The organism is Pseudomonas sp. m6p (assembly GCF_055760375.1).
Map to the genome: position 1 here is coordinate 6,140,708 of NZ_CM147084.1, position 23,292 is coordinate 6,163,999.

The window sequence follows — 23,292 nt, forward strand, 5'->3', positions numbered from 1 at the left end:
CTCAATAGGCAATGAACGACAGCGGCAGATCGCGGATCTGCACCGGCAGGCTCGGTTGGTAATGGTCGTCACTGGTCAGTTCGTGCAGCAGCTCTTCACGCAACTGATGGAAGTCGAAACTGCTGCGCTGACGTGGATGCGGCAAGGCGATGTCGACCACCTGCTTGATCCGTCCCGGACGCGGCTCCATCACCACCACACGGTCGGCGAGGAAGATTGCTTCCTCGACATCGTGGGTGACCAGAATCGTGGTGATTTTCGCCCGGTCGCGGATCGCCAGCAGTTCGTCCTGCATCTGCTGACGGGTCAACGCATCAAGGGCACCGAACGGTTCGTCGAGCAGCAGAATCCGTGGGCTGGCGACCAGTCCACGAGCAATCGCCACGCGCTGGGCCATGCCGCCGGAGAGCTGGTGCGGATAGGCCCGGGTGAAATCGCGCAGGCCGACCAGCTCGATGAAATCGTTGATGCGTTGCTGCTTTTCGGCGGTGCTCAGCGGCTCGTTGACCAGGCCCAGACCGATGTTGTCGGCCACCGTCAGCCACGGGAACAAACGGTGCTCCTGAAACACGATGCCGCGCTCGCCGCCAATGCTGCTGACGGCTTTGCCATCGACGCTGATCTGCCCGCGAAACTGCGTATCCAGACCCACCAGCAAGCGCAGCAAGGTGGATTTGCCGCAACCGCTGGACCCGACGATGGCGACGAATTCGCCCTCGGCGATGTCGAGGTTGAATTCGCGAATCGCCTCCAGTTCGAAACCGTCGACGTCGAAGGATTTGCCTACGTGGGTGAAGCTGACAATCGGTGCGTTCATGCGTGTCTCCAGCGAGTGGCGCGAATTTCCAGGCGTTGGCCGATGAGGTTGAGCAGGGCGCCGGTGAGGCCGACCAGCAGCATTCCGGCCATGATCAGGTCCATGCGCAGCAGTTGTTGGGCGCCGATCATCTGGCTGCCGATGCCGCCGTTGGACGGCATGAAGTATTCGGCACCGATGGTACCGAGCCAGGCGTAGATCAAACTCAGGCGCAGCCCGGCAAAAATCCCCGGCGCCGCGCCCGGCAGCACCAGACGACGCAGGCGCTGGCCGAGGCTCAGGCGCAGCACCTGCGCGGCCTCGTTGAGTTGTGGCGAGAGGTTGGCGACGCTGCGCTGAGTGGCGATGAACAACGGAAAGAACGCGGCGAGGGCAACGAACACCCACTTCGCCAATTCACCCAATCCGAACCACGCGGTGAGCAGCGGCACCCAGGCGAAAATCGCGATCTGGCGGATGGCGGCGAGGGTCGGGCCGAGCAGTCGTTCGCTGGTGCGTGAAAGCCCCAGCAGCAAGCCGAGGGCGAAACCGAGTCCGCCGCCCAGTAGCAAGCCGCCAAGGGTACGACCGAGACTCAAGGCCATGCCGCTGATCAGCGTGCCGTCGAGCAAGCCGTTTTTTGTTGTTTCCAGCACCGCGAGCGGGCTGACCAGAATGTTCGCATCGACCCACTGCTGATCGATCGCCACTTGCCACAAACCGATCAGGCTCAGCGGCAACAGCCACGGTTGCAGCCGCTGCCAGCCTTCATAGCGCGGGCCACTGCGGATTTCTGCGGTGGCCGGGTGCGGCCAGTGCACCAGTTTTCGGTCGAGAAAGCCGATGCCGCGATCCATCGCCACGCCGAGCACACCGATGACCACGATGCACACGAACACGATGTCGAGCATGAACAGTTGCCGTGCCCAGACCATCAGGTAACCGATGCCTTCGCTGGACGCCAACAGCTCCACCGCCAGCAAGGACGTCCAGCCAGCGGCCAGGGCCAGGCGTACGCCGGCCATGAACGCTGGCAGTGCGGCGGGCAGCACCAGACGCCGGATCAGCAAATACGACGGCAGGCGCAGTACGGCGGCGGCTTCGCGCAGTTTCGGTTGCGCATCACGAACGCCGACCAGGGTGTGCAGGGTCACCGGCACCACGATGGCCTTGATCAGCACCACCAGTTTCAGCACTTCGCCGATGCCGAAAAACACCATGAACAGCGGAATCCACGCCAGCGTCGGCACCTGTGCCAGACCGGCGAAGGTCGGAAACACCAACCGTTCGAGACGCCGGCTGAAACCCAGTGCGGCACCCAGCACCGCACCCGCGCAGATACCGGCCAGCAAGCCCCAGAGCAGCCGTTGCAGGCTGATCCACAAATGACTCCACAATTCGCCCTGGGACAGCTCGACGGCGCTGTTCCACACCAGCGATGGCGCCGGCAGAATCTGTTCGCTCATCCATTGATTGCGCGCGGCCAGCCACCACAGAGCGAACAGGCTGATCGGCAGCAACCAGGGCAACAGGCGTTGGTTGAGGCTTGGCCACGCCCGATGACGTTTCAGGGGCGGCGCGGGCAGCGGCAGGCTGAGCAGGGAATCACGGGCCATGGGTGACCTCCGTTGTCGGGTTGGATCGGGAGCAGGATCAAAAGATCGCAGCCTTCGGCAGCTCCTAGAGTGGGATGCGTTGGTGAATTCGCTCCTGTAGGAGCTGCCGAAGGCTGCGATCTCTAGCGGTATTAGCTATAAACCAATTGTTATAAGCGATATAAAAAATATTAAATTTGGAGATAAGCAGCGCCATTTAAGGCTTCCAGCGCATTGCGCATCCAATGCATTCGAAGAATATTTTCGATGCTGTTAATGCATACACCGCTGCAGCCCGCGCTGTTGCTTGCTTAGCGTTAATGGCTATAAAAATGTGCATTTATAGTATTTAAGCGAAGGTCACGCTTCGGCCTACTTTCGGCTCCTCAACGCCCGTCGTGATCAAGGAGCTACATCCATGAACCTTCCCTTCAAACGAGTTTTCAGTCTGTTTGCCATTCCGGCACTGGCGGGCCTGCTGGCGTTTACCGCGCAGGCCAACGAGCTCAAGGAAATCAGGATCGCTGTGCCTGACCTGAGCGCCGGCACCCAGCACAGCGGCGGCGGTGTGGTGGATGTGCTGCGTGATCGGCAGATCTTCGAAAAAGCCTTCGCCGATCAGGGCATCAAGATTCAATGGAGCTTCTTCAAGGGCGCCGGGCCGGTGATCAATGAGGCGTTTGCCAACGGTCAGGTCGATCTGGCGTATCTGGGCGACCTGGCGGCAATCATCGGCAAGTCCAACGGCCTCGACACACGTTTGCTCAGCGCCAGTGCGCGCGGGGTGAAGCAATATCTGGGCGTGGTGCCGGGTTCGGGGATCAAGACTTTGCAGGATCTCAAGGGCAAGCGCGTGGCGATCTTCCGTGGCACCGCCACGCAGTTGTCGTTTGATGCGGCGCTGGCCAGTCAGGGCCTGAGCGAAAAGGATCTGAAGGTGATCAACCTCGACTTCAATGCAGCGGTCGCGGCATTGGCGGCTAAACAGATCGACGCATCGTGGGGCAGTTCCGGGCTGACGGCCCTGCACGCCAAGGGGCTGGCGGAATTGCCGCTGAACACCAAGGATCTGGGCGGGGCCGGCAGTGTACAGTCAGTGCTGGTGGGCACCGGCAAGTTTGTCGACGGGCACCCGGAGGTCGTGGCAAAGCTGCTCAAGGCGCAGCAACAAGCCGTGGATTGGCTGACTCAGGACAATAACAAGGCTGCCTACGTGCAACTGGTGTCGGGGCTGGCGAGTTATCCACCGCTGATCCTGACCCAGGACCTGCAGGATCAGAAACTCAGCGAAGTGTTCCCGTCGACGCTGGACCCGGTGTTCCTCGGCAAATTGCAGGACTCGGTGGATCTGGCGGCGCAGCAGAAACTGATCCGCAAACCGTTCAAGGTCAGCGATTGGGTGGTGCCTGAGTTGGCTGCGGCCAAGCTTTAAAATCACAAGATCGCAGCCTTCGGCAGCTCCTACAGGGGAATGCGTTCTCTGTAAGAGAGGCTGCGATCCTTTGATCTTCAAACCGCGACGCTGACTTCCTGCTTATCCACCGCCACCAACGTCTCGATCATCGCTCTTGCTGCGGGCGACAGGCGAAACCCGGTACGACTGACAATCCCGCAGCGCGCATTCATGCTCTCCAGATTCTGCGGCAGGTTGCGCCAGTGCAGCAGCGCCAGTGAACCTTGGGCAATGTCTTCGACGAACGCCTCTTCCGTGCCCACGCCAATCGCATTGGATTGCAGCACCACTTTCACCAGCGCCGGGAAATGCTCGGTCTCGATGGTCGGCGAAAAATCGATCCGGCCGCTGAGGTTCGCCAGCAGTTTGCGAATCCCTGGCGGGATCAGCGTGGTCGCCAGCGGGTAGTCGAACATGTCGTTGGTCGACAGGCTTTCCTTGGCCAGCAGCGGGTGCCCGGGCCGGCAGAAAAACACCCCGCGCTTGGGCGTCAGGGCCTGGGTCTGGAAGTTTGGATCGGCCTCGAAATGGCGGATGTCGGCGATGAAGAATTCGATCTCTTCGCGGCTCAGCGCGCGGCTGAGCTTTTCCCAGTTATCCACCTGAAAACAGGTGCGTACTTTCGGGTGCGCGTTGATGAATTGCGCCACCGCATCCGGGACCAGTTTCACCGCTGGCGCCGGGCCGCAACCAAAGTGCAGCTCCCCGGCATCAAGCTTGGTCATTTGCGTCACTTCGGCGCTGAGCAACGCCGCGCCCTGCACCAGGGTCAGGGCGTGTTGCAGCACCACCTGGCCTTCGGGGGTGGGGCGCAGATCCTTGTTGCCGCGATCCACCAGCACGCAGCCGAATTCTTGCTCCAGCCCTTGAATGCTGCGGCTGAACGCCGGTTGAGTGATGCCCATCGCGTCCGCCGCACGGACAAAACTGCGGTGTTCGTTGAGGGCGATGAAGTAGCGCAACTGGCGAAGATCCATATGCTTTCCTGGCATCCTAAAAATAGCTCGAAGGCATTTGCGACGAGGGTTGCTTGAGGTTTTAAATGCAAGCTCTTATTCCGTCAACGAAGCATGTGAATATCTATTAGATGCAAATGGAATATAGATAGAGCCATGTTTCGCTGTCGCCCAACCGCAAGCAGTCGATGAGGGTCTACCCATGAGCAATGCCGCACTCGCTGTAAAACCCGCTGTCCACGCGCTGGAAATCCATCCGGTGGCCGGCCGTATCGGCGCCGAGATTCGTGGCGTGCACTTGTCCGGTGAGCTGGATGCCGCCACGGTCGAAGCCATTCAGCAGGCGCTGATCCAGTACAAGGTGGTGTTCTTCCGCGAGCAGACTCAACTCGACGATCAGCGCCAGGAAGCCTTCGCCCATCTGCTCGGCGAGCCCGTGGCGCATCCGACTGTACCGGTGCGCGAGGGCACGCGTTATCTGCTGGAGCTGGACGGCGCCGAGGGCCAGCGCGCCAACTCCTGGCACACCGACGTGACCTTCGTCGACGCCTACCCGAAAGCCTCGATCCTGCGCTCGGTGGTGGCCCCGGCCTTCGGTGGCGACACCTTGTGGGCTAACACCGCGACCGCCTACAACGAACTGCCGACCGAGCTGCGCGAGCTGGCGGACAAACTGGTCGCCGTGCACAGCAACGAATACGACTACGCCGGGGCCAAGCCAGACGTGTCGCCGGAGAAGCTCGAGCGCTATCGCAAGATCTTTACCTCGACGGTCTACGAGACCGAGCACCCGGTGGTGCGTGTGCATCCGATCAGCGGCGAGAAGAGCTTGTTGCTGGGGCACTTCGTCAAACGCATCAAGGGTTATTCGCAAGCCGATTCGGCGCACCTGTTCGGCTTGTTGCAGAGCCATGTGATTCGTCAGGAAAACACCGTGCGCTGGCGCTGGAAAGCGGGCGATGTGGCGATCTGGGACAACCGGTCGACGCAGCATTATGCGATTGATGATTACGGCACTCAGGATCGCATCGTGCGGCGAGTGACGCTCAAGGGTGAAGTGCCGGTTGGGGCTTCGGGGCAACGTAGTCAGACCATTAAAGGCGCGGATATCGTCGGCGTTTGATAAGGCTCCATCGCTGGCAAGCCAGCTCCCACAGAGATTGGTGTCGGACACAAAGGATGTGAACAACGCAAAACCTTTGGGAGCTGGCTTGCCAGCGATGCTTTTAACTACCACACACCGATTTGCACCACCTTCTCGCTCTCCGGCTCGCCATAGCGAAACCGCTGCCCGCGCAGATCGATCTCCTGATGACTGATCGTGGTCCGCCGCTTCAACCCGCGCACCCATTCAAACAGGTACCCCGCATGCTCCTCGCGCACCGCCGAGTACGCCGGGTCGTCACCCAAATCGCGCAACTCCTGCGGATCATTCAGCAGGTCAAACAGCTGCGGCCGGAAGCCGTCGTACGCCAGGTATTTCCAGCGCTCGCTGCGCACCATGGTCATGCGGCAACGGTCGATCGGTTGGCCAAGTCGCTCGCGTGCCGGAGCTTGAAAGGCGTAGTCGTATTCGCTGATGGCGTAGCGGCGCCACTCGGGATTTTCGCCGTGCAACAGCGGGATCAGCGAGCGGCCTTCCAGCCGATGCTCGGCGCCCGGCAATCCCAGAGCCTGGAGAAACGTCGGCAATGCATCGATTGTTTCCGCCAGCCGCTCATCCACCGTGCCCCGAGTGATGTCCGCCGCCGCACGCGGGTCGCGCACGATCAACGGCACGCCCACCGCTTGCTCGAGCAAAAACTCCTTCTCGCCCAGCCAATGGTCACCCAAAAAGTCGCCGTGATCGCTGGTGAACACGATCAACGTGTCATCCCAACGTCCGTTGCTCTGCAGATAATCGAACAGCCGACCGAGCTGATCATCCACTTGCTTGATCAGGCCCATGTAGGTCGGGATTACATTCAATCGTACTGAATCACGGGAGAAGTTGACACTTTCCTCATGCTGGCGAAACGCCGTGTATGCGGGGTGTTTGCTGGCTTCGGAGGGCGTCGCGCGGACCGCTTCGAGAATCGATTTCGTACTGTACAAGGCGTGGTATGGCGCAGGTACGATATAGGGCCAGTGCGGTTTGATGTAGGAGAGGTGTAAACACCAGGATTTCTCACCTTGCTCGGTGATGAAGTCGATGGCTCGATTTGTAGTGTAGACAGTCTCTGAGAACTGCTCGGGAATTCGCGCTGGCAAATGCGCATGACGCATGTGCCAGCCGCTGAGGATTTCGCCGTTCTCGCCTTCAGCAGCGTTGGCCCAGTCGTGCCAGGGGTTGTGCCCGTCGAAGCCTTGCTCGCGCAGGTAATGGGTGTAGGGCGCGGATTCGCGTTTGTCGGCGAACAAAGGGTCGTCGGGGAAGATCCCGTCGTGGCGAAAGTACGGCTCGAAACCGACTTCGTTGAGCACCTCGGCCTGTGCGCTGTCCGGGTTGATCGCCAGACGCTGCAGGGCATCGACATTGGCCGTGGCGTGCGTCTTGCCGACCAGCGCAGTGCGAATGCCGTGGGGGCGCAGGTAATCGCCGATGGTCAGTTCTTCCAGCGGCAACGGCACGGCGTTCCACGCGACCTGATGGCTGCTGACGTAGCGCCCGGTGTAGGCCGACATCCGCGATGGGCCGCAGATCGTGCCCTGGGTGTAGGCACGGCTGAAGCGCACGCCAGCGGCGGCCAGGCGATCGATGTTCGGCGTGTGCAGATGCGGATGACCGTAACAGGACAGGTAATCGCGGCGCAGTTGATCGCACATGATGTACAGCACGTTGCGCACGGAGTTTTGCGGGTTGGACATGGGGTTCACCGGTCAGAAAGACAGGCGAGGGTTGTCGCTTTCGGCGGGGGTGTTCGGCAAGTGCATTTGGGGAATGGGTTTTATGCAGTGGATGCATCGGTGACTGTTTCGGCACCATCGCTGGCAAGCCAGCTCCCACAGGATTTGCGCCAAGCCAAAATGATGTGAACACCCGGAACTTGTGGGAGCTGGCTTGCCAGCGATAGCGGTAGCTCAGACAGCTAAATTTTCGAGTGAACAAACCTCCTCATCCACCGCATCAATCGCCTTGATCTGCTCAATCATCGCCTCGGCCAACGGCGACAACCGATACCCCGCACGACTGACAATCCCGTAGCGCGTATACAGTTCCTCCAGATCATCCGCCAGGCCGTCGATCCGCAAACACACCAGCTCACCCTTGGCCTGATGCAACGCATCGGAATACGCGCCAACGATCCCGATGGCATCCGAACGCAGCACCACGCTGAGCAGGCTGGAACTGTTTTCGCATTCGACATTGGGGGTGAAATCCGGGCGACCGCTGAGGTCGACGATGACCTTGCGCAAGTTCGGCGGGCGGATGCTTACGGCCAGTGGATAACTCATCAGTTGCTCGGCCGAGACCCGTTCGAATGCCGCTAATGGATGCCCGGCGCGGCAGCAGAAATGCCATTTGCGCGGCCGCAAACGGTACGTCAGGTAATCCGGATCGGCTTCGAAGTGGCGAGTGTCGGCGACGAAGAACTCGAACTCTTCGCTGAGCAGGCGTTTGCTCAGGCTCTGCCAGTCATCGACCTGAAATTGCACTCGCGCTTTCGGGTAGCGCCCGATGAACGCGCCGATCGCGCGCGGGATCAATCCGGCTGCCGGCGCCGGGCCGCAACCGAAGCGCAATTCGCCCGCCTCCAGCCCATTGAACTGACTGATCTCGTTGGCCATCTGCTGCGCGCCGCTGACCATTCGCCGCGCATGTTCGAGCAGTACCTGACCCTGCTTGGTCGGCGGTAACTCCTTGCGCCCGCGATCGACCAACTGACAGCCGACGCTGTGCTCCAGCGCCTGAATGCTGCGGCTGAACGCCGACTGCGACAGGTTCACCGCCCGCGCGCCGGCGACGAAACTGCGTTGTTCGGCGAGGGCGATGAAGTGACGAAGTTGGCGCAAGTCGATATGCATTTTTCACATAAAAAATATCCGGGAAATGCATTGGATATGCATTAGGTCGACTCCTTATAAAGGCAATCTCTTATGCAGTAAATATTTGTAAATCCATAAATAAATAACTGAAAAGAATATGCAGCACTGAAGATGTCTGTGTGTTTTTTGACCAGGAGCCGCGCCATGAGTCCGTTGAACCTTGCGTCACCCCTAACGCCACGACGGCTCAAACGCCTGCCTCTGGCCCTGTTGCTGGCGGGGAGTGCCGGCTGGACTCAGGGTTACGCCGCCGACGCCGAAATACCGCCGCCGGCTCCCGCCGGCAAGCCCGCGGCCAACAGCTCGCAGCTGGAAACCGTGACCGTCACCACCCGCCGTCGCGAAGAAAGTTCGCAAGACGTGCCGACGCCGATGAGCGTGGTCAGCGGTCAGACGCTGGAGACGCAGCGGGTCTACCGGATTCAGGATTTGCAGCAACTGGTGCCGAGCGTCAACGTCGCCTACATGCACGCGCGCCAGTCCAGCGTGTCGATTCGTGGCCTGGGCAACAACCCGGCCAGCGACGGTCTGGAAGGCAGTGTCGGTCTGTACATCGACAACGTGTATCTGGGCCGTCCGGGGATGGCGGTGTTCGACCTGATGGACATCGAACAGCTCGAAGTCCTGCGCGGGCCGCAGGGCACGCTGTTCGGCAAGAACACCACCGCCGGGGTGATCAACATCAGTACCCGCGCGCCGACCTTTACCCCGGAACGCAGCATCGAAACCTCGGTTGGCGAGGACGGGTATTTCCAGACCAAGGGCACCATTTCCGGGCCGCTCAACGATGAGCTGGCCGGACGTTTTTCGGCCTATCGCACCCGCAGCGACGGTGACATCAAGAACGAATACAACGGTCATGACCTGAACGGTGGCTCGCGCGATGGCTTCCGCGCGCAGTTGCTGTTCAAGCCCAACGAAGACTTCAACCTGCGCTGGATCGGCGACTACAACGAAGAGGATTCCAGCGCCGGCCCCCGCGTGCTGTACAACACCGGGCCGACCATCAACGGCGTCAACCTCTACCAGTCGCGGGCCAATGCCGCCGGCGCGACGCTGGTCAACGGTTCGCACCGCAAGGTCAATCTGGACAACGATCAGCACGTTACCGTGCATCAGGGCGGCACGTCGGTGGAGGCCAACTGGACGCTGCCGAGCGATTTCACCCTGACCTCTATCAGCTCGTATCGCTTCTGGAATTTCACCCCGGCCAACGACGACGGTCTCAACGTCGCCGCGACTTACAACGCCGGGGTTTCTGTCGAAGATAAACAGTACTCGCAGGAATTTCGCCTCGCCTCGCCCAAGGGCGAGTTCTTCGACTACGTGGTGGGCGCGTACTACTTCGGCTCGGATCTGGACAACAAATCCTTTGCCTATTACGGCCCGCAGGCCGACATCTGGAACGGCACGCCCCGCGGCGCGCTGGCCAACGTCGGCAGCGTCGGCAACGGCCACATCAAGACCGACAGCTTCGCCCTGTTCGCCCAAGGCACCTGGCACCTCTCCGAACGCCTGGACTTCACTGCCGGCGTGCGTGGCACCTATGAAGAGAAGAACGCCTGGGTCACCCGCAATGCGCCGGTTGGTGGTGCCACGGTCAGCGGCGCAGCGGCCACCGCACGACGCGGACGCACGGGTGCCTACGACTCCGGCGATCTGAATCAGTACAGCTCCAGCCCGTCCGGACTGCTCAACCTCAGCTATGGCATCACCGATGACCTGCTCGGTTACGCCACGCTGTCCCACGGGGAAAAATCCGGTGGCGTGAACCTCGCGGTGGGTTCGGCGCCAACCGCCGGCGCCGACTCGTTGCTGATTGGCACCGAACGCGCCAACAACGCCGAACTCGGCTTCAAAAGCACGCTGTGGGACCGGCGTTTGCAGCTCAACGCCAACCTGTTCTGGACCCAAGTCAACGCCTACCAGACCAACGCCTACGATGACGTCAACCGCGTGCAATACCTGACCAACGCCGGTTCTGTGCGCTCGCGCGGCGTCGAATTCGAGAGCACGGTGATCCCGTTGCGCGGCCTGACCCTGAACTTCAACGGCTCGTACAACGACGTCAGCTACCTTTCGTACAAAGATGCACCGTGCCCGCCGGAAGTCAGCCAGGCACCGGGCGCACCGGCGTCCTGCGACCTCAGCGGCCACCAGGTGGTCGGCGCGTCGAAATGGATCGGCAACGCCAACGGCAAATACGAATGGAATCTGGCCAACGGTCTGCAACCCTACGTCACCGGCAGCTACGCATTCCGCTCCAAAGCGGTGGGCACGGTCGAGGATTCCGATTACGGGCAGATCCCGAGCTACGCCGTGGTCAACCTGTCCACCGGTCTGCGCGGCGATTTCAATCAGGGCCAGTGGGACGTTTCGCTGTGGCTGAAAAACGCCTTCGACAAGACCTACTACACGACCCTGTGGACCAGCGGCAACGGCGGTTATGAAGGCCTGCTCGGTACGCCGCGCACCCTCGGCGTTACCGGTCGCTACGACTTCTGATCCGTCATTCAAGGAGCTGCATCATGTTGCCAGGCAAAACCGCTTTAGCCCTGTTGTTATCCGGCGCAGTCTCAAGCACCGGGGTGTTCGCCGCCCCCAGCGTGTACCCGACCGGCGTCACCCGCTATGACCCGAACAAAGCATTCAACCAGTACGTGATCTTCAGTGGCGCCGACAAGCAGACCCATTTGATCGACATGAACGGCAACGAGGTGAAAACCTGGCCACAGGCGGGTTTCCCGTCGGCGATCATCGACCCGCAATTGGTCGGCGGCGCGCGCGGGCATGTGCTGTTGCAACTGAGTGACAAGGATCCGGGCAAGCTCGGCTCCGCCGGTAACGGTCTGGGCAATCAGAGCGTCGGCGAACTGGACTGGAGCGGCAAAGTCGTTTGGCAGTGGGGCGACAAGGCCCCTGGCGGCGCAGCACAGCAGCACCACGATCAGCGCCGGTTGAGCAACGGCAACACGGTGGTGCTGGCGAACAAGGTGCATAAGGTCAAAGGCTTCAAAGTGCCTGAGGTGATCGACGATGCGATCTATGAAGTCAGTCCTGACGGTGCGGTGAAATGGCAGTGGCTGGCCTCGGAGCACCTGAACGAATTCGGCTTCACCCCGGAGCAATTGAAACTGGTGCGCGCCAGCGATAATCCGGATTACTTGCACATCAACAACCTCAGCGTGGTCGGGCCGAACAAGTGGTTCGATGCCGGCGACAAGCGCTTCAATCCGGACAACCTGTTGCTCGATTCGCGCAACGCCAACTTCATCGCGATCATCGACAAACACAGCGGCAAAGTGGTATGGCGCCTCGGCCCGAACCTGCCGCTGATCAGCCCGAAAACCGCGCAGAAATTACCGCGCCCGGTGGATCAGTTTGTCGGTCAGCACGACGCGCACCTCATCCCCGCCGGGCTCCCCGGTGCGGGCAATCTGCTGGTGTTCGATAACCAGGGTTCGGCGGGCTATCCAAACGTCACCCTCGGGCTGATTTCCGGTTCGCGGGTGCTGGAAATCGACCCGCAGAAAAATCAAATCGTCTGGCAATACAGCGCAGCGAATTCGAAGCAGCCGGGTTGGGCCTTCTACAGTTCATTCATCAGCAGCGCGCGACGCTTGCCCAACGGCAATACGCTGATCGACGAAGGCATGAACGGGCGGTTTTTCCAGGTCACGGCCAGCGGTGAAAACGTCTGGGAATATGTCAGCCCGTATCTGGGCAAGGCGCCGGGCAGTGATGCAATCAGTAACTGGGTCTATCGCGCGTTGCCTGTGAGTTATGACTGGGTGCCGGCGGGAACGCCGCGTTCGGAGACGGCAGTTCTGGTGCCGGCCATCGGTGTGCAACAAACCCAAGTCAGCCGTTAGTTATTAAGGTTCTTCCGATTCGAAATAAGTTATGAACGACATGAATAGTGCCTATAGCAATATCGTTGATAAGTGCCGTGGACAATAAGTCAATGGACAACCATCCTGTGTGTCGTGAGTTTCCAGGAGGAAACTTGCTCTCATCGGAAGACACTTATCCAACGATAAAGGAAATCACGTTATGTCGAGCATTAATGGCAATTATGTAAACGCTAACGCTGGCGCCAAACTGACGATCACCGATGGTAACGATTCCAACGGCACCTTCAGCGGCAAGTTCAGCCAGAACGGCGTGAACTACGACATCGCCTACGGGCATTACCATTTCCAGAACAGTACCGGGCAGCCGACGATCATCACGTTCGCGGCGCTGAATGATGGCACTGGCTATCAGTCCTGGACGCTGTTCTCGCCGGACCACAACTATTCGAAAGTTCGTGCGGTGGGTTCGCGTACTAACTTTGATGGTGATGTTGTGGGGCTGGCAGGAGAGTTCATCAAGCAATAGTTGTTCGGTCAATTAAACAGGCCGGGGCGCGAAAGTGCTCCGGCCTTTTTGTTGGCGGAGTTTTATTGGCAACTATCGACTTTGTATTAGTTGTCCCTTGAAACCGGGTCAGGCGAATTTGATGCGTTGCATGAATACTTTCAATGCCTGAAAAGCATGCGTTTTGCAGCGTAACGCTGCAGCCCTTGTGGCGCGCGGCTTTGGCGGAATTGATCAACTCATATATTCCAGAAAGGCCTATGCATAACATTAAAGATTACTTTCGGAGATAAGCGACAAACCCAATGATTCACCCATCGACTCGCCGTGGGGGATTCAACAAACGGCGGATCGGCTGTTGTGTAGAAAACGCAAAAAAGACCGCAGGGAGTGAATCAATGGGCAATGTCCAGACCGCCGCCAGTGCACAAGAGGTGCTGTGGCGCCAGGCACCGAGTGGCGAATTGGTCGATCTCGGCCGGCCCCATCGTGTGCCGTTGGGGCAGTTGCGTTTGCAACGCGCGCCCAAGGGCATTCTGAGCCGTCGTGAAGCGATCCTGCTCAGCGTGCTGGCGCTGCTGGTGCATGGTGCGGTGATCTACTGGATCAATCAGCATCCGACACCGGCGTTGCCGATCGTGCCGCCGGAAATTCCGCCGATGACCATCGAGTTTTCGCGGCCGGCACCACCCGCGCCGCCCGTGGTTGAACCGCCGCCGCCCGCGCCGGTGGTCGAACCTCCGCCACCGGTTGAAGACGAGTTGGCGGTGAAGCCGCCACCGCCCAAACCGATCCCCAAACCCAAGCCGAAACCGGTGGTTAAACCGGTGCCGAAGCCAGCATCCAAAGCCGTGGAGCAACCACCGGCGCCGCCGCAATCGACCGCCCCGATCGCTGCGCCAGCGCCACCTGCACCACCGGCTCCGGCGCCCGTGACACCGGCTTCGGCCAATGCCGCGTATTTGAAGAACCCGGCGCCGGAGTATCCATCGCTGGCCCAGCGTCGCGGCTGGGAAGGCACGGTATTGCTACGGGTGCACGTGTTGGCCAACGGCAAGCCGGGCGAGATCCAGATTCAGAAAAGCAGTGGCCGGCAGCAGCTCGACGACGCAGCGCTCAACGCCGTCAAACAGTGGAGCTTCGTGCCGGCCAAACAGGGTGATGTCGCCCAGGACGGCTGGGTCAGCGTGCCCATCGATTTCAAGATTCATTAAACCGAAACCTATTCGCGCTAAATGTTTACACGAGGGAACACATCATGACGTTACTGGCCTCTCCACTGGAATCCATCGAAAGTGCGGTGATCTGGCTGCTGGTGGTTTTTTCCGTTGCCACCTGGGGACTGGCGCTGCTCAAGGCTGTGCAGTTCGGTCGTCTGAAGGCGCAGGATCGCAAGTTTCATAAACGCTTCTGGGCGGCGTCGAGTCTCGACTCCGCCGCTGAGTTGAGCGAAACCCAACCCGGCGCTGCGGCCCGGGTGGCACAGGCCGGTTACGCGGCGATTCAGGTGGGTGAGGCGCCGCAGGCCAATGACCTGAGCCAGGCGATCAACCATCAGGATCGCCTCGAACGTGCCTTGCGCCAGCAGATCGTGCGCGAACGGCGTTCGCTGGAAACCGGTCTGGCGGTGGTCGCGAGTATTGGCAGCACCTCGCCGTTTATTGGTCTGTTCGGCACGGTGTGGGGAATCATGGAAGCGCTCAAAGGCATCAGCGCGGCAGGCTCGGCGAGCCTGGAAACAGTCGCCGGTCCGATCGGTGCGGCACTGGTTGCCACCGGTGTGGGGATCGCGGTCGCGGTGCCGGCGGTGCTGGTTTACAACTACTTTTTGCGGCGTCTGAAACTGACGGCGGCGGATCTGGATGACTTCGCCCACGACTTCTACAGCCTGGCGCAGAAGAGTGCGTTCCGCGTATTGATCCACCCGACTGCAAACAAGGTGTCGGCACCGGGCAACGCGACAAAAGTGAAGGAGGCGTCCTGATATGGCCTTCTCCACGCAAGACAGCGACGAGGTGCTGAGCGAGATCAACGTGACGCCGCTGGTGGATGTGATGCTGGTGCTGCTGGTGGTGTTTATCGTCACCGCACCGCTGCTGACCAATGCGATCCCGATCAACCTGCCGAAGACCGAAGCCGTGGCGCCGGTCGAGCAGAAAGACCCGCTGGTGGTGAGCATTGACGGTGCCGGCAAACTGTTTATCAACAAGGATGAAATCCAGCCGGACCTGCTGGAATTCAACCTCAAGTCGGCCAAGGCGAAAGACCCGGAAGTCCGCGTGCAACTGCAGGCCGACGACGGGGTGAACTACGGCGAAGTGGCGCGGGCCATGGCTTCGATCGAGCGAGCGGGGATTACCAAATTGTCGGTGATCACCGCGCGGTAACAGGATTTACGTTTTTCCGGGGCCGTCTCCTTGGCAGGGTGCGGCCCTTTTTTTATCTCGCAAAAACTACCCCTGTAGGAGCTGCCGAAGGCTGCGATCTTTTGATTTTGATTTTAAGAACAAGAGCAAAAGATCGCAGCCTTCGGCAGCTCCTGCACAAAACAATTGATATTTCTTTTGAGTCTTAATAAATAGCTTCTTATTCCTTAACGAATATAAATCCCGTCCCTATACTCGATCAGGAACAGACACGACGCAGGAGAGCTCCCCCATGCGCAACGAATCAATCCGTTACCTGATTGTGCCGGGCTGGCAAGGATCGCCAGAAGATCATTGGCAAACTCATTGGCAGAACAGCCTGCCCAACAGCGCCAGGGTGGAGCAGGCCGACTGGCTGACGCCGCGCCGTGAAGAATGGGTCGCGGCGCTGGCCGAAGCGATTGCCGCCGACAGCACGCCAGTGATCCTGATTGCTCACAGCCTGGGTTGCGTCACCGTTGCGCATTGGGCGGCTACCGCTCCCGTGCAATACCTGCGGCAGGTGCGCGGGGCGTTGCTGGTCGCACCGGCGGATGTCGAGCGCCCGACTTGCGCACCGGCGCTGCGTAACTTCGCACCGATCCCGACTGACCTGCTGCCTTTCCCCAGTCAGGTCGTCGCCTCCGACAACGACGCCGCGGTCAGCGCGCCACGTGCGCTGGAGCTGGCGCGCGATTGGGGCGCCGAGGCGGGGATTCTCGCCGGGGCCGGGCACATCAACGTCAAGTCCGGGCACCAGCGCTGGGAGCAGGGTTTCGCTTACCTCTATCGCCTGCAAAACCGCCTGGAACACCACGCGCGGCGTCGCGCTTGAGTGGTATTTTTTCTTTTTGATCGCCCCCGTCTCCCGGCGGTTGTGGGCGGGAGTCTGCCATGAGTTTTGAAGCGTTCGGTCAGCCGTTGCTGACCTTTCCCGATGCGGAAAAAAGCCCCCTGAGCATCCGCGCCAAGGCGCTGGTCTTCGTTGATCCACGTTCGCGGCAACTGCGTGAAGAGCTGGAGCACCTGGCACCGCGGACAATCTCGGTATTGATCCGTGGCGAGACCGGCACCGGTAAAGAGTTGCTCGCGCGCCACATCCACCGCGCCAGTGATCGCAGCGGTCTGTTCGTCTCGGTCAACTGCGGCGCGATCAGCCCGACCTATGCCGATGCCGAACTGTTCGGCTATGCCGCCGGCAGTTACACCGGTTCGGCCAGCAGTCGTGCCGGCTGGTTCGGTTCGGCCAACGGCGGCACGTTGTATCTGGACGAGATTGGCGACTTGCCGCTACCGATCCAGATCAAACTGCTCGCCGCCCTGGAAAATCATGAAGTCACCCGCGTCGGCGCCCATCAGCCAAGTCCGGTAGATGTGCGGCTGGTGGCAGCCACCAGCATCGATCTGGCGCAAGCGGTGGACGCCGGAAAATTCCACGAACGGCTCTATCACTACCTCAGCGAAGGTCAGCTGGAATTGCCGGCCCTGCGCGAGCGGATCGGCGACATCCTGTCGCTGGCCGAATACTTTCTTGGCATCTACAGCCAGCGCCTTGATCTGCCGGTGCCGTTGATCAGCGAAGCCGCGCAGCACCTGCTGGAACGCCACAGCTGGCCGGGCAACACCCGCGAGCTGGAAAACGTCATTCACTTCGCGCTGCTGGTCAGCACCGGCGATGAAATCCTCCCGGAGCACCTGAACCTGCCACAGACGCTGGTGCAGATCGAAAGCCAGATCAAACAAATCCTGGAAAATGGCACCGCCGCCGATCAGCAGGCGCTAAAGCAGTTACTGAACAACGCAGGCCTCGTGTAGGAGCTGCCGCAGGCTGCGATCCTTTGATCTTGCTTTCAGCGCTTTTAAACCATTGAAAATCAAAAGATCGCAGCCTGCGGCAGCGCCTGCATGTCTATCTCGCGTGTATGAACAAAATGGAATATCAACGTGAATAAACGTTATTGTCCGGGAATAAAAAATCCCGGTATTGTCCGCTTCACGCCAGAGATAGCACTTCACTGGCACACGTATTAATAGCCGTCGCCATTCGCGACCGTGATTCTCGATAAGGACACTGCATGAAAAAGGTTCTGTTGTTTACCGCATTGGCGGCTGCTCTGACTGCTTCCCTGGCCCAGGCCGGCGAGAAACTGGTGGTGGCGGCGACTCCGGTGCCGCACGCGGAAATTCTCGAGCTGATCAAACCGACCCTGGCCAAAGAAGGCGTGGATCTGGAAATCAAGGTCTTCACCGACTACGTGCAGCCGAACGTGCAGGTGGGCGAGAAGCGTCTGGATGCCAACTACTTCCAGACCAAGCCTTACCTGGACAGCTTCAATGCCGGCAAATACAAGGACGACAAGTCCAAGTACCTGGTGACCGTGCAAGGCGTGCACGTTGAACCGTTCGGTGGCTACTCGAGCAAGTACAAGAAACTGGCTGATCTGCCTGACGGCGCGACCATCGCCATCCCGAACGAAGGCAGCAACAGCGGCCGTGCCCTGATCCTGCTGCAGAAGGCGGGCCTGATCGAACTGAAAGATCCGAAAAACGCCTTGGCGACCCCTAAGGACATCGCCAAGAACCCGCACAACTTCAAGTTCAAGGAACTGGAATCGGCGCTGCTGCCACGTGTGCTGAAGGAAGTTGATCTGGACATGATCAACACCAACTACGCGCTGGAAGCCAAGCTGAACCCGACCAAGGATGCGCTGGTGATCGAAGGCGCTGACTCGCCTTACGTGAACTTCCTGGTCGCCCGTGAGGACAATAAGAACAGCGATGCTATCAAGAAACTGGCCGCTGCCCTGACCAGCCCTGAAGTCAAAGCGTTCATCGAGAAGAAGTACAACGGCGCGGTACTGCCGGCGTTCTGATCCGCCGCTTGAACCACCCCTTCAAGGTATGAAAACGCCGATGGCCAGTGAGGGTCATCGGCGTTTTTGTGTGTGCTCGATTTATGGGATCGCCACAGGATCTAAAGCCAGAATCAAAAGATCGCAGCCTGCGGCAGCTCCTACAGGGGAAAGCGATCTTTTGATCTTGATGTGTGGTAACTCAGGCCACCTGAGCTTTCAACGCCCGGCGCAACGCCACGAGCAATTTCACGATGTCCTGCGGATCCAGTCGCTGCGGCACTTTTACGTCCATGTTGTCTTCCTTGTAATGGTTTGGCCGGGGCAGTCTGGCCAAAAGCTGTTCGTCCTTGGAGGGCTTTCACACAAAAAAGATCCTTCCTACAGCGCAAGGGAAAATAGCCTTCTTATTCCTTCCCGGCAAACCCACAGGGTAGTTTTTTGGGTGATATCAATATGCTTTAACAGTATTTAAATTCTTGTTTTTATACCTATAAAGTCAGCACCTGCCGGACAGTTACCCGCTGTCCATGGACTGCATGACCGTCGCTTACCGAGCGACGTCCAGGATGCTTCATGACTTTCGATTACGCCTTTATCCTCAGTACCCTGCCGGCCTTTCTCAAGGCCGTGGGCGTGACGTTGCAAGTCGGGTTCATTGCCATCGGCACGTCGCTGCTGGTGGCGCTGCTCAACGCGACGATTCTGGTGTTCCGTACGCCTTACCTGCAACGCGCCGTCGGCCTGTATGTGGAGCTGGCGCGCAACACGCCGCTGCTGATTCAACTGTTCTTCGTCTACTTCGCCTTGCCGGCGCTGGGGATCAAGGTTTCCGGATTCACCGCGGCAATCATCACCATGACTTTCCTTGGCGGTGCCTACCTCACCGAAGTACTGCGCGCCGGGGTCGATGCGGTGCCGCAGGCGCAACTGGAATCGGGCCGCTCCATTGGTCTGTCCCACGGCCAGTTGCTGCGCTACGTAATCCTGCCGCAAGCGGGGATTCTCAGCCTGCCGTCGCTGTTCGCCAATTTCATTTTCCTGCTCAAGGAAACCACCGTGGTCTCGGCGGTGGCCGTGCCTGAAATCCTCTACACCACCAAAAGCTACATCGCGCTCTACTACAAAACCTACGAAATGCTCGCCGTGCTGACGCTGATCTGCGTGCTGTTGTTCTTGCCGCTGTCGCTGTTGCTCAGCCGTCTGGAAAGGAGGCTCCAGCATGGCCAGTTCGGGTCTTGAACTGCTCTGGGTGTCGTTGCCGCAACTGGCAAAAGGCGCCGGGCAAACCTTGTCGATTTCGTTCCTGAGCATCGCCATCAGCACCATTGGCGGGGTGCTCTACGGCGTACTGCGCACGCTCAACGTGGCGTGGCTGAACGCGATCCTGCGGATCTATCTGGAACTGTTCCGGGCGATTCCGGTGCTGGTCTGGCTGTACCTGCTGTTTTTCGGCTTGCCGATTTTCTTCGGCCTGAGCCTGCCGAGCTTCTGGTGCGCGGTGCTGGTGCTGTCGCTGTGGGGCGCCAGCGAGGTCGGCGAAGTGGCCCGTGGCGCGCTGCATTCGTTGCCGCGCGGGCAGCGTGAAGCGGGACTGTCGATCGGCCTGAATGCTGCGCAACTGTACGGCTACGTGTTGCTGCCGCAAGCGCTGAAGCGCATGACACCACCGACCATCAACGTCTACACGCGAATCATCAAGACCAGCTCGCTGGCGGTGCTGATTGGCGTGGTCGATGTGATCAAGGTCGGCCAGCAGATCATCGAGCGCACCTACGAATCGGTACTGATCTACGGCGCGCTGTTTCTGTTTTTCTTTTTCATCTGCTACCCGCTGTCGGCCGCCTCGCGCGTGCTGGAGCGGCGCTGGACGCAAGCATGAGCGCATTGATCGAGTTTCAGGGTTTCAACAAATTCTATGGCGAGCAGCAGGTGCTCAAGGGCATCGACCTGCGCGTGCGCAGCGGCGAAGTGATCGTCATTCTCGGCCCCAGCGGTTGTGGCAAAAGTACGTTGCTGCGTTGCCTCAACGGTCTGGAAGAAGCGCACAGCGGCAGCTTGAAATTTGTCGGTCGTGAACTGTTGGACAAGGCCACCGACTGGCGCGAAGTGCGCCAACAGATCGGCATGGTGTTCCAGAGTTATCACCTGTTTCCGCACATGAGCGTGCTCGACAATTTATTGCTTGGCCCGCTCAAGGTGCAAAAGCGTCAGCGCCGTGAAGCGCAGCAGCAAGCCGAAGCGCTGCTCGAACGCGTGGGCCTGGCGGACAAGCGCGATGCCTTCCCGCGCCAGCTCTCCGGCGGCCAGCAGCAACGCATCGCCATCGTCCGTTCGTTGTGCATGAACCCACGGGTCATGCTCTTCGATGAAGTCACCGCCGCCCTTGATCCGGAGATGGTCAAGGAAGTGCTGCAAGTGATTCAGGGCCTGGCCCGCGAGGGCATGACCCTGCTGATCGTCACCCACGAAATGGCCTTCGCCCGCGCGGTGGCCGACCGCATCGTGTTTATGGATGCCGGGCGCATCCTTGAACAGAACCCGCCCGAGATTTTCTTTACGAACCCGCAAACCGCACGCGCGCAGCAGTTCCTGGAGAAGTTCTCCTTCGTTGCAACACTGCCAAAAACGAATCCGACAAAGGAACTGGAACCGCTATGAAAACTGCCGCTTTTTTACTGCCTCTGCTCAGCCTTGCCTTGCTTGCCGGTTGCAGTAAAACCGAAGAACCGGCCAAGCCGAAAGTCGCCAGCGAAAGCGCCGCGCCAGCCGGTTATCTGGACAAGATCAAGGCCCGCGACAAACTGATCGTCGGCGTGTTCACCGACAAGCCACCGTTCGGTTTCGTCGATGAGGCCGGGCGCTACGTCGGTTTCGACACCGACATCGGTCGGCGTTTCGCCAAGGATCTGCTCGGTGACGAGAACAAAGTCGAGTTTGTTGCCGTGGAGCCGGCGAGCCGCATTCCGTTCCTGCAGAGCGACAAGGTCGACCTGATCCTCGCCAACATGACCGTGACTCCGGAGCGCAAGGAGGCGGTGGAATTCACCAACCCGAACCTCAAGGTTGCGGTGCAGGCATTGGTGCCGCAAAGCAGTGCGGTGAAAAACCTGGATGACCTGGCCACCCGCACCACCATCGTGACCACCGGGACTACCGCCGATATCTGGCTGACCAAGAACCATCCGGACTGGAAACTGCTGAAGTTCGAGAAAAACTCCGAGTCGTTGCAAGCCCTGGCCAATGGCCGTGGCGATGCCTACGCGCAGGACAATCTGGTGCTGTTCAGCTGGGCCAAACAGAACCCGGGCTACCGTGTGCTGGAGGAAAAACTCGGCGCCGAAGCACCGATTGCCCCGGCGGTGAAGAAGGGCAATGTCGAGCTCCGTGACTGGGTGAACAGCGAACTGGCGAAGCTGGGTGAAGAGAAGTACCTGCTCAAGCTGTACGACCAATACGTGCGCAAAGAGCTGAGCGATGACACCCGGCCTGAGAGTGTGATTGTCGAGGGTGGCAAGTGGCAGGGTTGATTGGCCGTTAAAACTGCGCTGACCTGAAGGTCCTCTTCGCGAGCAGGCTCGCTCCCACAGGGTACGCATTCCAACTGTGGGAGCGAGCCTGCTCGCGAAAGCGCCGGTTCAGGCGCGGCTCAATCCGGCCAGTTCCACGCCGGCTCATCCAGCACCCGCTGCCCGACAATTCCGGTCTGGCCGAAGGTTTTCTCCAGCACGATGCAGTTGCACTCCGGATCTTCCTGCAACGCTGAAATCAGCCGCCGCGCATGGGACACCACCCACACCTGACACTGTTCCGATGCGCGAATGATCAGGCGCGCCAGCGCCGGCAAAAGATCCGGGTGCAGGCTGGTTTCCGGTTCGTTGAGCACCATCAATGACGGTGGTCGTGGCGTCAGCAATGCGGCAATCAGCAACAGATAACGCAACGTCCCGTCCGACAGCTCCGCCGCCGACAAGGGTCGCAGCAACCCCTCCTGGAAAAACTCGATGGCAAAGCGTCCGCCGGCCAGCGGTGCGATGTTCAGCCGTGCGCCGGGAAACGCATCGCTGATCGCCGCCTGCAAGGCCTCGGGGTCGCCGATTTCATTGATGGTCTGCAACGCGGCTGCCAGATCGCGACCGTCGTGGTGCAGCACCGGCGTGCGCGTACCCAGTTGCGGTTGGCGCACCGGGGCGTCGGCGTCGCTGCGAAAGTGGTCGTAGAAGCGCCAGCGACGGATGAACTCGCGCATCTGGAACACCTCCGGCGAACTGCGCAGGCTGCCGATCTGATCGAACAGGCTGTCGAAATTCGGTGTGTGCTGCGCCAGCACGTCCCAGCTGCGCCCTTCGCGGGCGCGAATCATCGGGCCGTTGCGATCCACCAGCAGGCTGGCCGGACGATAGAGCGGGCCGGCCCAGATGCATTCGCGCTTGATCTGCGGATCGAGGCTGAAACGCGAGGGGCTGGGCTGAGTGTCTCCCGGCAACATGAAGTGGCCGTTGGAGTCGGGCAGGCCGAGGCTGATGGAGTAGCTGAAATCCTCGCCGGCAAACCCCAGGCGCAGCCGTTTGACGCCCTGACGCACGGTCGGCTCGACCGCCACTTCGCCGCTGCGCATGCGTCGGCTGATGGTTTCCGGCCCGGCCCAGAACGTCGAGTCCAGCCCGCCCTCGCGGGCCAGTGCATTGACCACGCCACCTTGAGCGGTCTCCGCCAGCAGGCGCAAGGCGCGGTAGAGATTGGACTTGCCGCTGCCGTTGGGGCCGGTGATCAGATTCAGCCGGCCCAGCGGAATCACCAGTTTGTTGATCGAGCGGTAATTGGCCACCGCGAGGGTCTTGAGCATGAAA

21 protein-coding genes are annotated in these 23,292 nt (G+C 60.1%); 15 read left to right on the plus strand and 6 right to left on the minus strand.

From position 1 onward, the window contains the following. Position 1: 1 nt before the first annotated feature. Entirely contained in the window at positions 2-817 is an 816-nt protein-coding gene (locus tag ACYZUM_RS28040; RefSeq protein WP_108181340.1) for an ABC transporter ATP-binding protein, read from the minus strand. After that, positions 814-2,412, minus strand: coding sequence for an ABC transporter permease (locus tag ACYZUM_RS28045; protein ID WP_108181341.1), 1,599 nt, complete (start codon positions 2,410-2,412; stop codon positions 814-816). Before ACYZUM_RS28045 ends, ACYZUM_RS28040 begins: the two co-directional genes overlap by 4 nt. A gap of 397 nt (positions 2,413-2,809) precedes the next feature. On the opposite strand from ACYZUM_RS28045, the gene ACYZUM_RS28050 reads away from it, so the two are divergent. Beyond that, the gene (locus tag ACYZUM_RS28050; RefSeq protein ID WP_108181342.1) at positions 2,810-3,823 is read left to right on the plus strand and encodes an ABC transporter substrate-binding protein; all 1,014 of its coding nucleotides are present in this window, start codon (positions 2,810-2,812) and stop codon (positions 3,821-3,823) included. Positions 3,824-3,900: 77 nt separating this feature from the next. Here ACYZUM_RS28050 and ACYZUM_RS28055 read toward each other — a convergent pair whose 3' ends face one another. After that, positions 3,901-4,821, minus strand: coding sequence for a LysR family transcriptional regulator (locus ACYZUM_RS28055; RefSeq protein WP_041071095.1), 921 nt, complete (start codon positions 4,819-4,821; stop codon positions 3,901-3,903). Between the two features lie 181 nt (positions 4,822-5,002). On the opposite strand from ACYZUM_RS28055, the gene ACYZUM_RS28060 reads away from it, so the two are divergent. Beyond that, complete coding sequence (locus ACYZUM_RS28060) at positions 5,003-5,923, plus strand: TauD/TfdA dioxygenase family protein (RefSeq protein WP_108181343.1); 921 nt, start codon at positions 5,003-5,005, stop codon at positions 5,921-5,923. A gap of 107 nt (positions 5,924-6,030) precedes the next feature. Here ACYZUM_RS28060 and ACYZUM_RS28065 read toward each other — a convergent pair whose 3' ends face one another. Together ACYZUM_RS28065 and ACYZUM_RS28070 are read right to left on the minus strand one after the other, a co-directional pair. Beyond that, positions 6,031-7,647, minus strand: coding sequence for an alkaline phosphatase family protein (locus tag ACYZUM_RS28065; protein WP_108181344.1), 1,617 nt, complete (start codon positions 7,645-7,647; stop codon positions 6,031-6,033). Between the two features lie 213 nt (positions 7,648-7,860). Continuing rightward, positions 7,861-8,805, minus strand: coding sequence for a LysR family transcriptional regulator (locus tag ACYZUM_RS28070; protein ID WP_108181345.1), 945 nt, complete (start codon positions 8,803-8,805; stop codon positions 7,861-7,863). A gap of 165 nt (positions 8,806-8,970) precedes the next feature. Here ACYZUM_RS28070 and ACYZUM_RS28075 point away from each other — a divergent pair, with 165 nt between their 5' ends. The 13 genes from ACYZUM_RS28075 (at position 8,971) to ACYZUM_RS28135 (ending at position 21,972) form a co-directional block, all read left to right on the plus strand. Next, complete coding sequence (locus tag ACYZUM_RS28075) at positions 8,971-11,331, plus strand: TonB-dependent receptor (RefSeq protein ID WP_142580123.1); 2,361 nt, start codon at positions 8,971-8,973, stop codon at positions 11,329-11,331. A gap of 23 nt (positions 11,332-11,354) precedes the next feature. After that, positions 11,355-12,698 carry an aryl-sulfate sulfotransferase gene (locus ACYZUM_RS28080; RefSeq protein ID WP_108181347.1) on the plus strand — a complete coding sequence of 448 codons (1,344 nt, stop codon included), beginning with the start codon at positions 11,355-11,357 and terminating at the stop codon, positions 12,696-12,698. Positions 12,699-12,879: 181 nt separating this feature from the next. After that, positions 12,880-13,206 carry a hypothetical protein gene (locus ACYZUM_RS28085; RefSeq protein WP_003220553.1) on the plus strand — a complete coding sequence of 109 codons (327 nt, stop codon included), beginning with the start codon at positions 12,880-12,882 and terminating at the stop codon, positions 13,204-13,206. 377 nt (positions 13,207-13,583) lie between these two features. Further along, a complete protein-coding gene (locus ACYZUM_RS28090) occupies positions 13,584-14,399 on the plus strand; it encodes an energy transducer TonB (protein WP_108181348.1) in 816 nt (271 codons plus the stop codon). Positions 14,400-14,443: 44 nt separating this feature from the next. After that, on the plus strand, positions 14,444-15,169 hold the full coding sequence (locus ACYZUM_RS28095) for a MotA/TolQ/ExbB proton channel family protein (RefSeq protein ID WP_041071117.1): 726 nt from the start codon (positions 14,444-14,446) through the stop codon (positions 15,167-15,169). A 1-nt stretch (position 15,170) separates the two neighbouring features. Further along, positions 15,171-15,572, plus strand: a complete 402-nt coding sequence (locus ACYZUM_RS28100) for an ExbD/TolR family protein (protein WP_003220570.1) — start codon at positions 15,171-15,173, stop codon at positions 15,570-15,572. A 271-nt stretch (positions 15,573-15,843) separates the two neighbouring features. Next, on the plus strand, positions 15,844-16,425 hold the full coding sequence (locus ACYZUM_RS28105) for an alpha/beta hydrolase (RefSeq protein ID WP_108181349.1): 582 nt from the start codon (positions 15,844-15,846) through the stop codon (positions 16,423-16,425). A 59-nt stretch (positions 16,426-16,484) separates the two neighbouring features. Beyond that, positions 16,485-17,405, plus strand: a complete 921-nt coding sequence (locus ACYZUM_RS28110) for a sigma 54-interacting transcriptional regulator (RefSeq protein WP_108181350.1) — start codon at positions 16,485-16,487, stop codon at positions 17,403-17,405. A gap of 260 nt (positions 17,406-17,665) precedes the next feature. Next, complete coding sequence (locus ACYZUM_RS28115; RefSeq protein ID WP_027611172.1) at positions 17,666-18,463, plus strand: MetQ/NlpA family ABC transporter substrate-binding protein; 798 nt, start codon at positions 17,666-17,668, stop codon at positions 18,461-18,463. A gap of 555 nt (positions 18,464-19,018) precedes the next feature. Continuing rightward, positions 19,019-19,684, plus strand: coding sequence for an amino acid ABC transporter permease (locus tag ACYZUM_RS28120; RefSeq protein ID WP_003220579.1), 666 nt, complete (start codon positions 19,019-19,021; stop codon positions 19,682-19,684). Next, positions 19,665-20,324 (plus strand): amino acid ABC transporter permease, encoded by a 660-nt coding sequence (locus ACYZUM_RS28125; protein WP_108181351.1) that lies wholly within the window; start codon positions 19,665-19,667, stop codon positions 20,322-20,324. The genes ACYZUM_RS28120 and ACYZUM_RS28125 overlap by 20 nt, the downstream gene beginning before the upstream one ends. Then, positions 20,321-21,103: an amino acid ABC transporter ATP-binding protein gene (locus ACYZUM_RS28130; RefSeq protein WP_108181352.1), complete on the plus strand. Its 783-nt coding sequence runs from the start codon at positions 20,321-20,323 to the stop codon at positions 21,101-21,103. The genes ACYZUM_RS28125 and ACYZUM_RS28130 overlap by 4 nt, the downstream gene beginning before the upstream one ends. Beyond that, complete coding sequence (locus ACYZUM_RS28135; RefSeq protein WP_108181353.1) at positions 21,100-21,972, plus strand: transporter substrate-binding domain-containing protein; 873 nt, start codon at positions 21,100-21,102, stop codon at positions 21,970-21,972. Before ACYZUM_RS28130 ends, ACYZUM_RS28135 begins: the two co-directional genes overlap by 4 nt. A gap of 119 nt (positions 21,973-22,091) precedes the next feature. On the opposite strand, the gene ACYZUM_RS28140 is transcribed toward ACYZUM_RS28135, so the two are convergent. Next, positions 22,092-23,288, minus strand: a complete 1,197-nt coding sequence (locus ACYZUM_RS28140) for an AAA family ATPase (protein WP_108181354.1) — start codon at positions 23,286-23,288, stop codon at positions 22,092-22,094. Between the last annotated feature and the right edge of the window lie 4 nt (positions 23,289-23,292).

Excerpts from the sequence above, each read along its gene's own strand:
- ACYZUM_RS28040 (WP_108181340.1), bottom strand. The coding sequence starts at position 817 with ATGAACGCACCGATTGTCAGCTTCACCCACGTAGGCAAATCCTTCGAC.
- ACYZUM_RS28045 (WP_108181341.1), bottom strand. The coding sequence starts at position 2,412 with ATGGCCCGTGATTCCCTGCTCAGCCTGCCGCTGCCCGCGCCGCCCCTG.
- ACYZUM_RS28050 (WP_108181342.1), top strand. The coding sequence starts at position 2,810 with ATGAACCTTCCCTTCAAACGAGTTTTCAGTCTGTTTGCCATTCCGGCA.
- ACYZUM_RS28055 (WP_041071095.1), bottom strand. The coding sequence starts at position 4,821 with ATGGATCTTCGCCAGTTGCGCTACTTCATCGCCCTCAACGAACACCGC.
- ACYZUM_RS28060 (WP_108181343.1), top strand. The coding sequence starts at position 5,003 with ATGAGCAATGCCGCACTCGCTGTAAAACCCGCTGTCCACGCGCTGGAA.
- ACYZUM_RS28065 (WP_108181344.1), bottom strand. The coding sequence starts at position 7,647 with ATGTCCAACCCGCAAAACTCCGTGCGCAACGTGCTGTACATCATGTGC.
- ACYZUM_RS28070 (WP_108181345.1), bottom strand. The coding sequence starts at position 8,805 with ATGCATATCGACTTGCGCCAACTTCGTCACTTCATCGCCCTCGCCGAA.
- ACYZUM_RS28075 (WP_142580123.1), top strand. The coding sequence starts at position 8,971 with ATGAGTCCGTTGAACCTTGCGTCACCCCTAACGCCACGACGGCTCAAA.
- ACYZUM_RS28080 (WP_108181347.1), top strand. The coding sequence starts at position 11,355 with ATGTTGCCAGGCAAAACCGCTTTAGCCCTGTTGTTATCCGGCGCAGTC.
- ACYZUM_RS28085 (WP_003220553.1), top strand. The coding sequence starts at position 12,880 with ATGTCGAGCATTAATGGCAATTATGTAAACGCTAACGCTGGCGCCAAA.
- ACYZUM_RS28090 (WP_108181348.1), top strand. The coding sequence starts at position 13,584 with ATGGGCAATGTCCAGACCGCCGCCAGTGCACAAGAGGTGCTGTGGCGC.
- ACYZUM_RS28095 (WP_041071117.1), top strand. The coding sequence starts at position 14,444 with ATGACGTTACTGGCCTCTCCACTGGAATCCATCGAAAGTGCGGTGATC.
- ACYZUM_RS28100 (WP_003220570.1), top strand. The coding sequence starts at position 15,171 with ATGGCCTTCTCCACGCAAGACAGCGACGAGGTGCTGAGCGAGATCAAC.
- ACYZUM_RS28105 (WP_108181349.1), top strand. The coding sequence starts at position 15,844 with ATGCGCAACGAATCAATCCGTTACCTGATTGTGCCGGGCTGGCAAGGA.
- ACYZUM_RS28110 (WP_108181350.1), top strand. The coding sequence starts at position 16,485 with ATGAGTTTTGAAGCGTTCGGTCAGCCGTTGCTGACCTTTCCCGATGCG.
- ACYZUM_RS28115 (WP_027611172.1), top strand. The coding sequence starts at position 17,666 with ATGAAAAAGGTTCTGTTGTTTACCGCATTGGCGGCTGCTCTGACTGCT.
- ACYZUM_RS28120 (WP_003220579.1), top strand. The coding sequence starts at position 19,019 with ATGACTTTCGATTACGCCTTTATCCTCAGTACCCTGCCGGCCTTTCTC.
- ACYZUM_RS28125 (WP_108181351.1), top strand. The coding sequence starts at position 19,665 with ATGGCCAGTTCGGGTCTTGAACTGCTCTGGGTGTCGTTGCCGCAACTG.
- ACYZUM_RS28130 (WP_108181352.1), top strand. The coding sequence starts at position 20,321 with ATGAGCGCATTGATCGAGTTTCAGGGTTTCAACAAATTCTATGGCGAG.
- ACYZUM_RS28135 (WP_108181353.1), top strand. The coding sequence starts at position 21,100 with ATGAAAACTGCCGCTTTTTTACTGCCTCTGCTCAGCCTTGCCTTGCTT.
- ACYZUM_RS28140 (WP_108181354.1), bottom strand. The coding sequence starts at position 23,288 with ATGCTCAAGACCCTCGCGGTGGCCAATTACCGCTCGATCAACAAACTG.